General features: G+C 41.3%; 15 protein-coding genes and 1 pseudogene. 12 read left to right on the forward strand and 4 right to left on the reverse strand.

All coding sequences use genetic code 11. The features are described 5' to 3' along the window. Positions 1 to 38 precede the first annotated feature (38 nt). Positions 39 to 878 (reverse strand): CHAP domain-containing protein, encoded by an 840-nt coding sequence (locus E3C75_RS02190; protein WP_084828411.1) that lies wholly within the window; start codon positions 876 to 878, stop codon positions 39 to 41. Positions 879 to 1,185: 307 nt separating this feature from the next. Here E3C75_RS02190 and purD point away from each other — a divergent pair, with 307 nt between their 5' ends. The 6 genes and pseudogenes from purD (at position 1,186) to purB (ending at position 7,121) form a co-directional block, all read left to right on the forward strand. Then, positions 1,186 to 2,448, forward strand: a complete 1,263-nt coding sequence (gene purD, locus E3C75_RS02195; RefSeq protein ID WP_011225269.1) for a phosphoribosylamine--glycine ligase — start codon at positions 1,186 to 1,188, stop codon at positions 2,446 to 2,448. 345 nt (positions 2,449 to 2,793) lie between these two features. Continuing rightward, positions 2,794 to 3,282 (forward strand): 5-(carboxyamino)imidazole ribonucleotide mutase, encoded by a 489-nt coding sequence (gene purE / locus E3C75_RS02200; protein ID WP_002948169.1) that lies wholly within the window; start codon positions 2,794 to 2,796, stop codon positions 3,280 to 3,282. After that, a complete protein-coding gene (purK, locus tag E3C75_RS02205) occupies positions 3,269 to 4,360 on the forward strand; it encodes a 5-(carboxyamino)imidazole ribonucleotide synthase (RefSeq protein WP_071417575.1) in 1,092 nt (363 codons plus the stop codon). Before purE ends, purK begins: the two co-directional genes overlap by 14 nt. Before the next feature lie 36 nt (positions 4,361 to 4,396). Next, positions 4,397 to 5,308: pseudogene (locus tag E3C75_RS02210) on the forward strand (ketopantoate reductase family protein). 8 nt (positions 5,309 to 5,316) lie between these two features. Further along, positions 5,317 to 5,544 (forward strand): phosphoribosylaminoimidazole carboxylase, encoded by a 228-nt coding sequence (locus E3C75_RS02215; protein ID WP_111679062.1) that lies wholly within the window; start codon positions 5,317 to 5,319, stop codon positions 5,542 to 5,544. Positions 5,545 to 5,822: 278 nt separating this feature from the next. Next, positions 5,823 to 7,121 (forward strand): adenylosuccinate lyase, encoded by a 1,299-nt coding sequence (gene purB, locus E3C75_RS02220; protein WP_100273500.1) that lies wholly within the window; start codon positions 5,823 to 5,825, stop codon positions 7,119 to 7,121. 862 nt (positions 7,122 to 7,983) lie between these two features. Here purB and argS read toward each other — a convergent pair. From argS to E3C75_RS11435, 3 genes are all read right to left on the reverse strand, one after another. Beyond that, positions 7,984 to 9,675, reverse strand: a complete 1,692-nt coding sequence (argS, locus tag E3C75_RS02225; RefSeq protein ID WP_111679064.1) for an arginine--tRNA ligase — start codon at positions 9,673 to 9,675, stop codon at positions 7,984 to 7,986. A 206-nt stretch (positions 9,676 to 9,881) separates the two neighbouring features. Further along, a complete protein-coding gene (locus E3C75_RS02230) occupies positions 9,882 to 11,048 on the reverse strand; it encodes a tyrosine-type recombinase/integrase (RefSeq protein WP_111679066.1) in 1,167 nt (388 codons plus the stop codon). A 141-nt stretch (positions 11,049 to 11,189) separates the two neighbouring features. Continuing rightward, the gene (locus tag E3C75_RS11435; RefSeq protein WP_084828737.1) at positions 11,190 to 11,771 is read right to left on the reverse strand and encodes a helix-turn-helix domain-containing protein; all 582 of its coding nucleotides are present in this window, start codon (positions 11,769 to 11,771) and stop codon (positions 11,190 to 11,192) included. Positions 11,772 to 11,920: 149 nt separating this feature from the next. Here E3C75_RS11435 and E3C75_RS02240 point away from each other — a divergent pair, with 149 nt between their 5' ends. From E3C75_RS02240 to E3C75_RS02265, 6 genes are all read left to right on the forward strand, one after another. Continuing rightward, on the forward strand, positions 11,921 to 12,091 hold the full coding sequence (locus E3C75_RS02240) for a helix-turn-helix transcriptional regulator (RefSeq protein WP_084829211.1): 171 nt from the start codon (positions 11,921 to 11,923) through the stop codon (positions 12,089 to 12,091). Positions 12,092 to 12,343: 252 nt separating this feature from the next. Further along, on the forward strand, positions 12,344 to 12,637 hold the full coding sequence (locus E3C75_RS02245; protein WP_111679067.1) for a hypothetical protein: 294 nt from the start codon (positions 12,344 to 12,346) through the stop codon (positions 12,635 to 12,637). A gap of 3 nt (positions 12,638 to 12,640) precedes the next feature. Then, entirely contained in the window at positions 12,641 to 12,835 is a 195-nt protein-coding gene (locus E3C75_RS02250; RefSeq protein WP_024704077.1) for a hypothetical protein, read from the forward strand. A gap of 13 nt (positions 12,836 to 12,848) precedes the next feature. Further along, entirely contained in the window at positions 12,849 to 13,085 is a 237-nt protein-coding gene (locus E3C75_RS02255) for a hypothetical protein (RefSeq protein ID WP_024704076.1), read from the forward strand. Continuing rightward, entirely contained in the window at positions 13,072 to 13,284 is a 213-nt protein-coding gene (locus E3C75_RS11440) for a hypothetical protein (RefSeq protein WP_240899459.1), read from the forward strand. The genes E3C75_RS02255 and E3C75_RS11440 overlap by 14 nt, the downstream gene beginning before the upstream one ends. A 136-nt stretch (positions 13,285 to 13,420) precedes the next feature. Further along, on the forward strand, positions 13,421 to 13,693 hold the full coding sequence (locus E3C75_RS02265) for a MerR family transcriptional regulator (RefSeq protein WP_023909303.1): 273 nt from the start codon (positions 13,421 to 13,423) through the stop codon (positions 13,691 to 13,693). Positions 13,694 to 13,699: the final 6 nt, after the last annotated feature.

Here is a 13,699-nt window from a genome sequence, read left to right on the forward strand (position 1 = left end):
TATTAAAAAACAACCGTTCTCACGATTGTTCAATAAATTTAAATCTTTTCAAGGACAGATTGGGTTACCCAAGTCTTGAGATTTCCGATTTGGACGAGGATGCCATCGCTAGGTGGGTCAATGGCAAGAACTTTGAAGTTACCTGGAATAGTAAAGGTCTCACCAGGATTGAGGGACTGGTCTGATGTTGGATTACCTTGTGCATCAACTTCAAGAACGGGGCTAGGGTCAACGATATTGTGTTTGGTTGGTGTACCTCCAGCTAAATCTTGGCTGGTGATGGTATTTCCTGACACAGAGGTGACACGGAAGGTACCTGTGAATCGGACTGAATCGCCAGCTTTTATAGAAGAATTAGTAGGATTTCCATTTTGAGTTCCTGATTCGAGGTCTTTAAAATGGATATATCCAGACACTTGACTCTTATGGAAGCTACGTTTGTGATATTTCTCAGGCCCCTGACCCGCATCGTAGTTGTATTCTTCAATAGTTACCTGATCACCATGTACTTCTGCAACCCAAGCGACATGCCCCATGTGCCCAGCTCCATTAACACCAGCTGAGAACCAGGCGATGCTCCCTACGGCAGGATTCATGTCAACACGGTGGCCATTCGCACGTGCGATATTACCCCAAGTGATGGCATTTCCATAACCTATAGGTAAGGTGAATCCATTGGTGTTGCTAAGGCGGTAGGCCGCAAAGGAAGTACACTGACGCCAGTACATAGTCCAAGGGTCCACGCCGAAGCCACCATATTTCCAAGAAAAAGGGTAGTCATCTCCGAGGACAGCTGCCTGAGCAGAGCCGCTGCACGAAACCGAAACAGTCGCTAGACAAGCTAGCAGTATGAGATAATTTAGTAATTTTTTCTTCATTTCAACCTCCACCTACCTATTCGCAGTTTTTCAGGAAAATGAAGATGATTTTTGAATTTAAGTCTCTCTTAAGCTATTTAGACTATACTATCATTAATCCTAAATAACTTTTTTCATTTTCATAATCTCCTAAGAGGCGGTCCAAGTGGTCGCCTTTTTTATGTTCAAATTTGGCTACACACCCATATCTCCGAACAAATATGTTATAATGTTTACATATAATTCGTGAAAATAACTAATTTTTCCGAATGATGGTCGTTAACGGGCATTTGCCCCTAGTCTTATTTGATATTGAGGTATCTTTCAAATGAAACTTTTGGTTGTTGGTTCTGGCGGTCGTGAACATGCGATTGCCAAGAAATTATTGGAGTCTAAGGACGTTGAGCAGGTTTTCGTGGCTCCTGGTAATGATGGGATGACATTGGACGGTCTTGATTTGATCAATATCGGAATTTCCGAACATTCTAAGCTTATTGACTTCGCAAAAGCGAACGATATTGCTTGGACCTTTATCGGTCCAGACGATGCCCTTGCGGCTGGTATCGTGGATGATTTCAATGCGGCAGGACTCAAAGCCTTTGGTCCGACCAAGGCTGCGGCTGAACTTGAGTGGTCTAAGGATTTTGCTAAGGAAATCATGGTCAAATATGATGTTCCAACAGCAGCCTATGGCACATTTTCAGATTTCGAGGAAGCTAAAGCCTATATTGAGGAAAAAGGCGCTCCAATCGTCGTCAAGGCAGACGGCTTGGCCCTAGGTAAAGGTGTCGTCGTTGCTGAAACAGTTGAGCAAGCAGTAGAAGCCACTCACGAGATGCTTTTGGACAATAAATTCGGTGACTCAGGTGCGCGTGTGGTCATCGAGGAATTCCTGGATGGGGAAGAGTTCTCTCTCTTTGCCTTTGTCAATGGGGACAAATTCTACATTATGCCAACGGCTCAAGACCACAAACGTGCTTATGATGGTGACAAGGGACCTAACACTGGTGGGATGGGTGCCTATGCGCCGGTTCCTCACTTGCCACAGAGCGTGGTTGACACAGCGGTTGACACTATTGTCAAGCCGGTTCTTGAAGGCATGATCAAAGAAGGTCGTCCCTACACTGGTGTCCTTTACGCTGGTCTTATCTTGACAGCTGACGGCCCTAAAGTCATCGAGTTCAACTCTCGCTTTGGTGATCCTGAAACGCAAATAATCTTGCCTCGTTTGACATCTGATTTTGCGCAAAATATCACTGACATTTTGGATGGCAAAAAGCCAGCAATCACTTGGACCGACAAGGGTGTGACACTTGGTGTGGTTGTAGCATCAAACGGTTACCCACTCGCTTATGAGAAAGGCGTCAAGCTTCCAGCCAAGACAGAGGGCGACATCATCACTTACTATGCAGGTGCTAAATTCGCTGAGAATGGCCAAGACCTCCTTTCAAACGGCGGACGTGTCTACATGCTGGTCACAACAGCAGACACCGTCAAAGATGGTCAAAATATCATCTACAGCGAACTCAACAACCAAAATACAGAAGGCTTGTTCTACCGTACAGATATCGGTAGCAAGGCTAACAAATAATAAGTGACCGTAGGTTGTAAAAGGCGAGCGAAAGCGAGCCAAACTAAGATAATGGTTACCGTGGTGAAAAGACCAGAACAGATCCTGTTCTGGTCGGGGGAACTTTGAGACCCTAGGTTAAAAGTTTAGGGATGAAACCGAAGGTTTGCTTCCGTCCCCACCACCTAAGACCATTATCAAAAAAGAAATAATATAAGAAAGGGAATGTTCAGTTAGTTTTCCTAACCGAACACGGGACTAAATCCCTAGGAAAAAAGATAAAACTGCCTAGACGTAACGTCGTCGTTAGTTTCCCTATTTTTCTACGGGAGTTTTCGCAAGCGAATCGTCCCTTTGTATCTTAATATGAAACCAGTAATTTCCATCATCATGGGCTCAAAATCCGACTGGGCAACCATGCAAAAAGCCGCTGAAGTCCTCAATAACTTCGGTGTCGTTTACGAAAAGAAAGTTGTTTCTGCACACCGTACACCGGACCTCATGTTCAAACATGCCGAAGAAGCTCGTAGCCGTGGCATCAAGGTTATCATCGCTGGTGCGGGTGGCGCAGCTCACTTGCCAGGGATGGTAGCAGCTAAAACTACCCTTCCAGTCATTGGCGTGCCTGTCAAATCTCGTGCTCTTAGCGGTGTGGATTCACTTTATTCCATCGTTCAGATGCCAGGTGGAGTACCAGTCGCAACTATGGCGATCGGTGAAGCAGGTGCGACCAACGCAGCCCTCTTTGCCCTTCGTCTTCTCTCGGTAGAAGACAAGGCTATTGCAGAGGCACTTGCTAACTTTGCTGAAGAACAAGGAAAAATCGCAGAGGAGTCTACAAATGAACTCAACTAAAACCATTGGTATCATCGGTGGTGGCCAGCTTGGTCAGATGATGGCCATTTCTGCTATCTATATGGGCCACAAGGTTATCACCCTTGATCCTGCATCAGATTGTCCATCTTCTCGTGTATCTGAGGTTATCGCGGCACCCTACGATGACGTAGATGCTCTTCGTCAGTTGGCGGACCGCTGTGATGTTCTCACTTATGAATTTGAGAATGTCGACGCTGACGGTCTTGACGCTGTCATCAAGGATGGACAACTTCCACAAGGAACAGAACTGCTTCGCATTTCACAAAACCGTATCTTTGAGAAGGACTTCCTTTCAAACAAGGCTCAAGTAACGGTGGCACCTTACAAGGTCGTGACCTCTAGCCTTGATTTGGAAGATATTGACCTTTCTAAAAATTACGTCCTCAAGACTGCGACAGGTGGTTACGATGGCCACGGTCAAAAAGTCATCACATCAGCCGAAGATTTGGAAGAGGCAAATGCACTTGCTAACTCAGCTGAGTGTGTCTTGGAAGAGTTTGTCAACTTTGACCTTGAAATTTCGGTTATCGTGTCTGGTAACGGCAAGGATGTGACGGTTTTCCCAGTTCAGGAAAATATCCACCGCAACAACATCCTCTCTAAGACTATCGTTCCAGCTCGTATTTCTGATAGACTAGCAGACAGAGCTAAAGCTATTGCTGTGAAGATTGCTGAGCAACTTAACCTCTCTGGTACCCTTTGTGTAGAAATGTTTGCGACAGCTGATGACATCATTGTCAACGAAATTGCGCCACGCCCACACAATTCAGGGCACTACTCAATCGAAGCCTGCGACTTTTCACAATTTGACACGCATATCTTGGGCGTTCTCGGAGCACCACTTCCAGCAATCAACCTCCATGAACCTGCTGTTATGCTCAACGTCCTCGGCCAACACGTCGAAGCAGCTGAGCGTTATGTCACAGAAAATCCAAGCGCCCACCTCCACATGTATGGTAAACTAGAAGCGAAGCACAACCGAAAGATGGGTCATGTGACTTTGTTTAGTAATGAGCCAGATAATGTGGTTGAGTTTGGGAAAGGAATTGATTTTTAGGTAAAAATAGCAATTCTAGGACTCGAAGTCATTGGAATGACTTATGCTACGCCTTTCAAAAAGCTGGCCACCAAGTAGAACATGTATTGAGAGAGTAAGCGAAACAATGCTCAAAAATCTCTCTCGGTTGACCTGCTAGATGGTCACTATCATTCCAAGGGTGAAAACAAACATGACACCTATGAGGTACATGTGGCGAAAGCTCATTCAGAATACGATTTTATTTTTCTGAGTGTGAGTCATGGCTTTGTCAAAGAAGCTGTGGAAATCTTGCGAAAAAATAATGTCAAAGGCACCCTTGTTTTCTTCTGTAATTTCTGGGATACTCGAAAAGAGGTAGAGGAGTGGGCAGGAGACTACGTTTATATTATAGCTTTTCCAACTGCTGGAGGCCAGATGCAGGATGACCATTTGGATGGGGTCTTGTTCGACCATTTAATGCTAGAAGGTGAGCAAAAAGCACACATTTCTAACTATACTGATTTGACGGCTTTACTGACTTCTGCAGATTTAAAGTGGGAAGTGCCTCATGATATGGTCGAGTGGATTTGGATTCACATGGCGATTAACGCAGGTGTCACTTCGACAGCTGCACGTTCGGGGAATCTGGAAAATCCAGAACAGCTGGCTCTGAACTTGATGAATAGTTCTTCGGAATTATCATTAGTCATCAAGACCATTCGAGAAGCTTTGAAAGTCGTAGAAGCGCGTGGCGTAAATTTGAAGCTTTACAAAGCTGAGCTCTTGCCGTACAAAATTCCCGCATGGATTGCTGGAAAAGCCATGAAAATCATGTTTGCAAAAAATGAGCTGACCCGAAAAATTATGACCTTACACAATGATAAACAGGACATCTTCTATTGTTGTCAAAGTGTTTATCAAACCGGTCAGGAGTTAGGTGTGAAGATGCCCATTCTGGAAGCAAATATGAAGGGAATTTCGATTTAGGAGGTTTTATGATTCAACTCATCGCCAATGCATTTGTTGAAAAAGATAAGACGGGGGCAGTCGTCGAAGTTTTGTATGCTAGTAGCAATCACGAAAAAGTGAAAGCTAAGTATGAAGAGCTAGTTGCACAATACCCTGAAAACTATTTAGCTATCTATGATGTCCCGCTGGATACAGATTTGAATACACTAGATTATTATCCATCTGTGTGGATTGGGAAAGAAGAATTTGAATAAACCGACTGTCGGTTGTTAATTGATGTGAAACATCAAAAGAATATTGCACGTAAAACTAAAAAGAAGCGGACATAGGATTCGATTAAGATGAGCTAAACGTCCAATCTTTGATAGAATAAAATAAACAAAAAAAGAAAGGAACAAGGGCACTCGTATTCACTAAAACTGAATACGGGCTACGGACTTGGTCGAAAAGATAGTTTTTCCTAGAAGCTGACGCTTCTTCGTCTAAACTCCTATTTTGACTGTGTCCGCTTAACGCCCTTAATATCTTAATTATGATCGAACGTTACTCTCGCCCAGAAATGGCGAACATTTGGACTGAAGAAAATAAATACCGTGCTTGGCTTGAGGTGGAAATCTTGGCTGACGAAGCATGGGCTGAGTTGGGGGAAATCCCTAAGGAAGATGTGGTTTTGATTCGTGAAAAGGCGGACTTTGACATCGACCGTATTTTGGAAATCGAGCAGCAAACTCGTCACGATGTGGTTGCTTTCACACGTGCGGTTTCTGAAACTCTTGGCGAAGAGCGTAAGTGGGTTCACTATGGTTTGACGTCTACTGACGTGGTAGATACTGCCTATGGTTACCTCTACAAACAAGCCAACGATATTATCCGCAAGGATCTTGAAAACTTCCTTAATATCATCGCTGACAAAGCGAAGGAACACAAGTTTACGATCATGATGGGTCGTACGCACGGTGTGCACGCTGAGCCTACAACTTTTGGTCTTAAATTAGCGACTTGGTACAGCGAAATGAAGCGTAATATCGAGCGTTTCGAGCATGCGGCTGCTGGTGTGGAAGCTGGTAAAATTTCTGGTGCGGTTGGTAACTTTGCCAACATCCCACCATTTGTTGAAAAGTACGTCTGCGACAAGCTTGGTATCCGTGCTCAAGAAATCTCTACACAGGTGCTTCCTCGTGACCTTCACGCTGAGTACTTTGCAGTTCTGGCCAGCATCGCAACTTCTATCGAGCGTATGGCAACTGAAATTCGTGGTCTTCAAAAATCTGAACAACGTGAAGTGGAAGAGTTCTTTGCTAAAGGTCAAAAAGGATCCTCAGCAATGCCTCACAAACGTAACCCTATTGGTTCTGAAAACATGACAGGTCTTGCACGTGTCATCCGTGGTCACATGGTAACAGCTTATGAAAACGTAGCTCTTTGGCACGAACGCGATATCTCTCACTCATCAGCTGAGCGTATCATCGCACCAGACACAACCATCTTGATTGACTACATGCTTAACCGTTTTGGAAACATCGTTAAGAACTTGACAGTCTTCCCAGAAAACATGATCCGCAACATGAACTCCACATTTGGTCTTATCTTCAGTCAACGTGCTATGCTTACCTTGATTGAAAAAGGCATGACGCGTGAACAAGCTTACGACCTTGTTCAACCTAAGACAGCTCAATCATGGGATAACCAAGTAGACTTTAAACCACTTCTTGAAGCAGATCCAGAGGTAACTTCTCGCCTCACTCAAGAAGAAATCGACGAAATCTTCAACCCAGTTTATTATACTAAACGTGTTGATGAAATCTTCGAACGCATCGGTTTGGGTGACTGATTTATATGAATAAGAGAAAGCAGGACCGCCCTGCTTTTTTATGGTGATATCTATGTCACTATTTTTGTTCTCTTTTTTGCTTTACAATAGGGTCATCGCAAGAAAACTGTCAGGAAGGAGGAGTTATCATTCTTAAAAGGACGATTTAACTGTTTGCCGGAACTTAGTCTCTTAATAGTAAGCCTTGCTTATAATATCATCCGGATTATGAATGATTTAGGAAGTATCAAAGTTCCTTCTTGGTTTTTAGATATGGATATTCCTAATGGGTGCTTACTATTACTTATTTTGCTTATCGTTTTAAAAAGTGATGAAAGAGAATAATATTTTAAGTAACCTTTAAGTTCATTAAGATATATTATAACCATCCTAGTAAAGCAGCTAGCTTTTGTGAGCTAGAAGGTGAACATAATTTTTTCATAACAAATTTCCCCGAAGAAAGTCTAGCAATCTAGGCTTTTTTCTTCTTTTTGATGTTTTATTAGGATATTTTAAGAAAACACTTGAAAACCTTTCTAAAAAAGGTGATATAGTTATATAAAGATTCTATTGGACAAGCGGTCACCTTTGAAGATTAGGTTGGGAAGCCTGTACAATCATATCTTTTCAGTGGTCTTTGGACTGCTGTGAAAATCCCTTAGGTTTTTTTGTGCTGCGATTTAAGGTTTCTTTAAGGTAGGGAGGTTATACTGTAAATCCCCTAAATAACTTTTACTGAACACTTTTCAGTAAGTCTCGTTGGCTTACACTTTTTGTAGAACAACGAACTTTTCTTTTTCATAATCTCCAAAAGAGCTCAACATGATGTGTTGGGTTCTTTTTTTGGTTACTAAAAAACGCCCTTAGGCGTTTTAAGTATAGATTACATTTCGTCTGGAGCTTCAACACCGAGAAGGCGAAGGGCTTCTTTGAGGACTGTTGCTGTTGCGTAGCAAAGAGCCAAACGGCTGTCACGTTCTGGGCTTTCGTCCAAGATACGTGTGTGCGCATAGTATTTGTTAAAGGCTTGAGCCAAGCTGATAGCAAATTTAGCAACGATAGATGGTTCAAAGTTGTCTGATGCACGGTTGATGATACGTGGGAAGTCTTGTAAGAGTTTGATGATTTCCCAGCTTTCAACGTCGTTTAAGCTGTATGTAGCATCTGCAGATGGCGTGAAGTCAGCCTTGCGCAAGATAGATTGGATACGAGCGTGTGCATATTGAACGTAAGGTCCAGTTTCCCCTTCGAAAGATACCATAGCATCAAGATCAAAGTCATAACCATTCATGCGGTCTGTTTTAAGGTCGTAGAACTTAATAGCTCCAACACCAACAGCGTGAGCAATAGCTTCCTTGTTAGGTAAGTTTGGATTCTTAGCTTCGATTTGAGCTTGGGCACGGTTAACAGCTTCAGCGATAGTTGGCTCAAGCAAGATAACGTTACCTTTACGAGTCGACAATTTCTTACCGTTCTTAGTTACAAGACCAAAGGCAACGTGAGTCATGTCGTCAGACCAGTTGTAGCCCATTTCTTTAAGAACAGCTTTCAACTGTTTGAAGTGGGCAGATTGTTCATTACCAACTACATAGATGGCTTTGGCAAAATCATAAGTACGTTTACGGTAGAGGGCAGCAGCCAAGTCACGTGTGATGTAGAGTGTTGCACCATCTGATTTTTTGATGAGGGCTGGGTGTTCGATACCGTATTTTTCAAGGTTAACCACTTGGGCACCTTGAGATTCTTGGAGAAGTCCTTTCTCTGTCAAAATGTCTACGACTTCATCCATCTTATCATTGTAGAAAGCTTCACCATTGTAGCTATCAAATGAAACACCGAGTTCATCGTAGAGACGGTTGAATTCCACTAAGCTTTCGTCACGGAACCATTGCCAGAGGGCAGTTGCTTCCTCATCACCAGCTTCCAATTTACGGAACCATTCACGAGCTTCTTCGTCTACAGATGGGTCTTTTTCAGCTCCGGCATTGATACGCACATAAAGTTGAAGGAGTTCATTGATGGGATTGGCTTTGACAGCTTCCTCGCTACCCCATTTCTTATAGGCAACAATCAGCATACCAAATTGTTTACCCCAGTCACCCAAGTGATTAATGCGGACTGGTTTGTAACCTTGTTTAGCCACGATGTTGGCAAGAGCATCAGCGATAACCGTTGAACGCAAGTGACCGATAGAGAAAGGTTTAGCGATGTTAGGACTAGACATATCAAAGGCAATGTTACGGCCGTTACCGATGTTTTGGTCAGCGTAGTGGCTACCTTGAGCGATGACTTGTCCAAGAACGTCCGCTGAGATTTTTGATTTATCGAGGAAGATGTTAATATAAGGACCAATAGCTTCAACCTTTTCAAAGTTTGAGGCATCAATTTTTTCAGCGATGTCTGCTGCAATCATTTGAGGAGCCTTGCGCAAGACTTTTGCCAATGAAAAGGCAGGAAAGGCTATGTCTCCCATGTCAGCATTTTTAGGGGTTTCAAGCAGATTTTGAATGTTTTCTTGTTCCAACTCAGGAACAACTTTAGCAATTTCTGCTGCAATGAGTTCTTTAGTATTCATAGGTACTCCATTTCAAATCTTGTCATTCAAATCTATTTTACCATTATTTTAGTTAATAGGGTAGAGACAAGAAAGTATCTCTTGAGAAGTATTTCATGAAAAAATACCACTGTTATCGGTTAGAATAAGCACACCCTTTGAAAATAAAGGGTCTGTAACTGCTAACTCATATTCTAATTTAAATTTGCTTACCTTTTTGCTTACTTTTAGATAGATTTTAGTGCTTGCTCATAAAATGACGTCGCTTTTTTAGCGTTCTCTTTTGATAAGTGACTGTATATGTCCATAGTCATTGAAAGTTTAGAATGTCCTAGACGGTGTTGCAACTCCTTATAAGGAATACCCGAATTAAGGAGCAAACTAGCATGAGTATGTCGAAAGCCGTGGAAACCTATGTTATTTACCCCAGCGCGTTTAAAGTGTGTTCCTAATCGACTTTGCAAGGTACGGCTATTGGGATATTCATGTATAAAGTCCGAGAATACCACTGTTTCAGTCCTACCTAGTTTCCAAGCTTCTTGAGTTTGCTTGTGTTGGTATCTTTTCATCATGGTTACGGTTTGCTTATCTATGTCTATATCTCGGTAACCAGATTTTGATTTTGGACTGTTTAACTTCATTTCATAGTTTAAAGTCTTGGTTATATGGACAACCGAGTTATCAAGGTCAATATCAGACCATGAGAGAGCCAAAGCCTCGTTAATACGGCAACCAGTGGCAAGTAAGAACTTGTATAGCGTGATGTCATAATAATTTTTATATTTAGAGTTGTCTAAACTATCAAGGTAGGTAAGGAATTGTTTTAGCTCGTCATTGTTGAAATGCTTAACTTTGGCTTTCTTATCCTTTTGAGTGTTTCGAGGTAAAACAACATTATAAGCTGGGTTAGTGGGGATAACTTGTAAAACTACCCCATACTGTAAAATACGCTTGTTAAGCGCGTAAATTTTGTCGTAATGAAGATAAGCGCCAGCCACACCAGTATTTGTACTGTTTGCCAGCTTATTCATAGTGGACTGAATGAGTGGGGTTGTCAGCTTATCCAGTTTAAACTCACCAAACAACGGTAAAACATGGGTGTTTAAGAGCCCTTTTTGTGCCCTCTTTGTGTTAGCTTTAACTGTATTTTTATAGCTATCCCACCATGAAATAGCTAATTCCTCGTATGTTTCTATCGCTACTTCTTTGTAACGTGTTGAGCCATTGGCTTTAAAATCAAATTGCGCTTGTTGGGCTTTGGTCTTGAGTTCTTTCTTTGTCCTAGCGGTTACTTTGGTTGTAACTTTCTTGCCAGTGATTACATCAACACCAAGATATATATTAGCACGATAGACGGTTGAGCCGTCTTTTTTCTTTATCTCGTTAATCTTCATAATGATAAACCTTTCTAAACATCAGCAGGCAAGCCATATTATATCGGGTTTAGATTGGTTGAATGTTTAAGAGATAGTGTTATATCAGTTAGAACTTAATCGAACAGTGAGCGAACAAGGGGTAAAGCTTAAGAAAATAAGTTAATTGGGGCTTTTTCCAACAGCTAGGCGATAATCAACTAACTTCTGAAAAAAATCCCTAATGGCTACGATTTGGGGATAAGAAAGAGAAGAAAGGCTACCTCCATCAGTGAAAAAGTTATCTAAAAAACCTTCAACAGCAACCCACTCGCTCTTTTTTAAAACATCAGTGTAAGATCGATTGGCATTGTCACCGTTTGGTATTTTATCTAAGATACACTTTACGCCTACAATCATTGTATAAATAATATCTTCTTCTCGTACATCACTTGTATTGAAAGTTATAATTTCATAACATTCATAAATATAATCTTTACTACGATCGTACAAAATATCATTTAACGACGGGAATCGGAATGGCATAGGAGCAGTTTCACCTTTTAAGAGAACGCTAGGGTTAATCTTCCCTAGTTTAGCAATTTTTAAAAGATTAGACTTATTTGGTAAGTTTCTACCTTTCTCCCAATTATTTACCGTTCCTTTACTCGTATCAAAACGCTTACCGAATTCTTCCATAGACTCTCCTAGAGAAAGTCTTATATCTTTAATTCTCATACCAACTTGTTTTTTATTTGTCTCCATAAATAAATACCTCAACGTAATTATAGTTGTTTTTGTTCTAAAAGTAAATAAAAGTATTGACATAATAAAAAAATAAGTTTATTATCAAAGTATTCAAAAGTAAAGGAGGTGAGAAAGTGAACAAAGACAAAGTAAGAGGATATCGGAATATGCTAGGTTTAACGCAAGCCCAGTTAGGTAAAAGACTTGGTATGACAAAGCAAACGTATCATAATAAAGAAGTTGGTAAAAATGCTTTCACCGACGAAGAAAAAAGGAATTTTAAAGAGTTGCTACTCCCACAATTCCCTGATATTACTATTGACGATATATTTTTTTAAAACAAAAGTATGCAAAAGTAAACAAAAAAGGCTTCGCAGTCACCAAACTTACAAGCCTTTAAACATTACAACTAAAACGCAACACACTGGCAGGCAAGCCATATTATATCGGGTTTTAGAACATTTATATAGATACCTCAATTATACCATGAATTGCTGGTATCGTATACCCCTACTTAGAGCGCTACCTCTTAAAAATAGCAGTAAAAAACAAGGTCTAACCAGTAATTAAACATAAACGAGGTAAAGAAAATGACGAAGAAAAACACAATCACAGTTAAACAAAGCAACAAACTAGGTTTTAAATTGACGGACGTAAAAACTGGTTTGCAAACACTACGCAACTACGCTAACACTCTTATGCTTGCGAAACACGCTGGGGCAGATAATGGGCTACTGCGCTATGAAACAGATAACTTTCTAGAAACAGTCTTTGATATGATTGAAATTTATTCTAACGAGTTAGATAGGGTTGCTTTTTACCTACTCGAATGCGACAACCCAGAGGAATTAAAAGCATACGAGGCAGAGGGAAAAGGAGAGTAAGTTATGACTACTGAATTAAATTTATCTGCTAGCCAGTTTATTATCCTAGCTATTGTTTTATCGTTTGCCGTAACTGTTTTATGGCTTAAAAAAAGCTATTTTCAGCTTGATATAGAGCCCGTGACAGATAACACCCCGCGCAACGTAGGCACACGCTACGGGGCTTATATTCAATCACAAGGAAAGTATTACAACTAGAAAGAGGAACATCATGACCGAAAAATTTAACTTACCAGCCGAAAGAGCTAAAAGCTTTGGCTTAGAACTCGAAGAGGCTTACACCACTATGGTGGCTTTTTCCCTTGAAAATAAATTTGATTGTTACCCACCACAAGACCGCAAGAAGTTAGAAAGTGTGTTTGAATTTTTAATGAACGCCACTGATATGTGGATGAATGGGCAAATTATGGTAAGTAGCCAAGAAAGAGGTGTGAATGAAAAGAGATAGACCGCAAGAGGTTGAAATGGCGGTTTTAGCTCTCCTAAAGAAAGGAAATGATAATGCTACGACTGGTGGAGAGCTAGCCACTATCACGGGTTACAACACTCGTCTAATATCCAGTGCAATTAGTAACCTAATTATTTTATTCACTATGGTGTTCCTATCATTGGCTCTAGGGTTGGTACTCGTAATGGGTACTATATAGCAGAAACCAAAGAAGAACTATTAGAGGGGCTTGTATCTCTAAAAAACCAAGTTAAGAACGAGCAAAAAAGGTTAGACGTTCTAATGACTATTGAGGACGTGACTAACTACGAGAAAAATACTAGAAAGGGGCTAATATGCAAGTATTAAGCGAAGAATACCAAAAGGAGCTCGCCCAAGGGGTTATATCGGTACTAGATAAAGCCCTAGAGGGCTATTCTAAGCTCGATAAACACCAGTTAGGGCTAATCACTGCCCAGCAAGCTATGGACGAGCTAGGACTTAAATATAACACCCTAAGACGTTGGGAAGAGGCAGGGCTTAAACGCTATCAACCACCAGTGGAAGACACGCGCAAAGTCTATTACCGTGTCAGTGATATTCTAGCTTTTCTAGGTGTCTATAACTAGAGGAGG

The organism is Streptococcus thermophilus (genome assembly GCF_010120595.1).
Taxonomy (GTDB): domain Bacteria; phylum Bacillota; class Bacilli; order Lactobacillales; family Streptococcaceae; genus Streptococcus; species Streptococcus thermophilus.

Coding starts and splice junctions, on each gene's coding strand:
- E3C75_RS02190 (WP_084828411.1), bottom strand. CDS start 878: ATGAAGAAAAAATTACTAAATTATCTCATACTGCTAGCTTGTCTAGCG.
- purD (WP_011225269.1), top strand. CDS start 1,186: ATGAAACTTTTGGTTGTTGGTTCTGGCGGTCGTGAACATGCGATTGCC.
- purE (WP_002948169.1), top strand. CDS start 2,794: ATGAAACCAGTAATTTCCATCATCATGGGCTCAAAATCCGACTGGGCA.
- purK (WP_071417575.1), top strand. CDS start 3,269: ATGAACTCAACTAAAACCATTGGTATCATCGGTGGTGGCCAGCTTGGT.
- E3C75_RS02215 (WP_111679062.1), top strand. CDS start 5,317: ATGATTCAACTCATCGCCAATGCATTTGTTGAAAAAGATAAGACGGGG.
- purB (WP_100273500.1), top strand. CDS start 5,823: ATGATCGAACGTTACTCTCGCCCAGAAATGGCGAACATTTGGACTGAA.
- argS (WP_111679064.1), bottom strand. CDS start 9,675: ATGAATACTAAAGAACTCATTGCAGCAGAAATTGCTAAAGTTGTTCCT.
- E3C75_RS02230 (WP_111679066.1), bottom strand. CDS start 11,048: ATGAAGATTAACGAGATAAAGAAAAAAGACGGCTCAACCGTCTATCGT.
- E3C75_RS11435 (WP_084828737.1), bottom strand. CDS start 11,771: ATGGAGACAAATAAAAAACAAGTTGGTATGAGAATTAAAGATATAAGA.
- E3C75_RS02240 (WP_084829211.1), top strand. CDS start 11,921: ATGCTAGGTTTAACGCAAGCCCAGTTAGGTAAAAGACTTGGTATGACA.
- E3C75_RS02245 (WP_111679067.1), top strand. CDS start 12,344: ATGACGAAGAAAAACACAATCACAGTTAAACAAAGCAACAAACTAGGT.
- E3C75_RS02250 (WP_024704077.1), top strand. CDS start 12,641: ATGACTACTGAATTAAATTTATCTGCTAGCCAGTTTATTATCCTAGCT.
- E3C75_RS02255 (WP_024704076.1), top strand. CDS start 12,849: ATGACCGAAAAATTTAACTTACCAGCCGAAAGAGCTAAAAGCTTTGGC.
- E3C75_RS11440 (WP_240899459.1), top strand. CDS start 13,072: ATGAAAAGAGATAGACCGCAAGAGGTTGAAATGGCGGTTTTAGCTCTC.
- E3C75_RS02265 (WP_023909303.1), top strand. CDS start 13,421: ATGCAAGTATTAAGCGAAGAATACCAAAAGGAGCTCGCCCAAGGGGTT.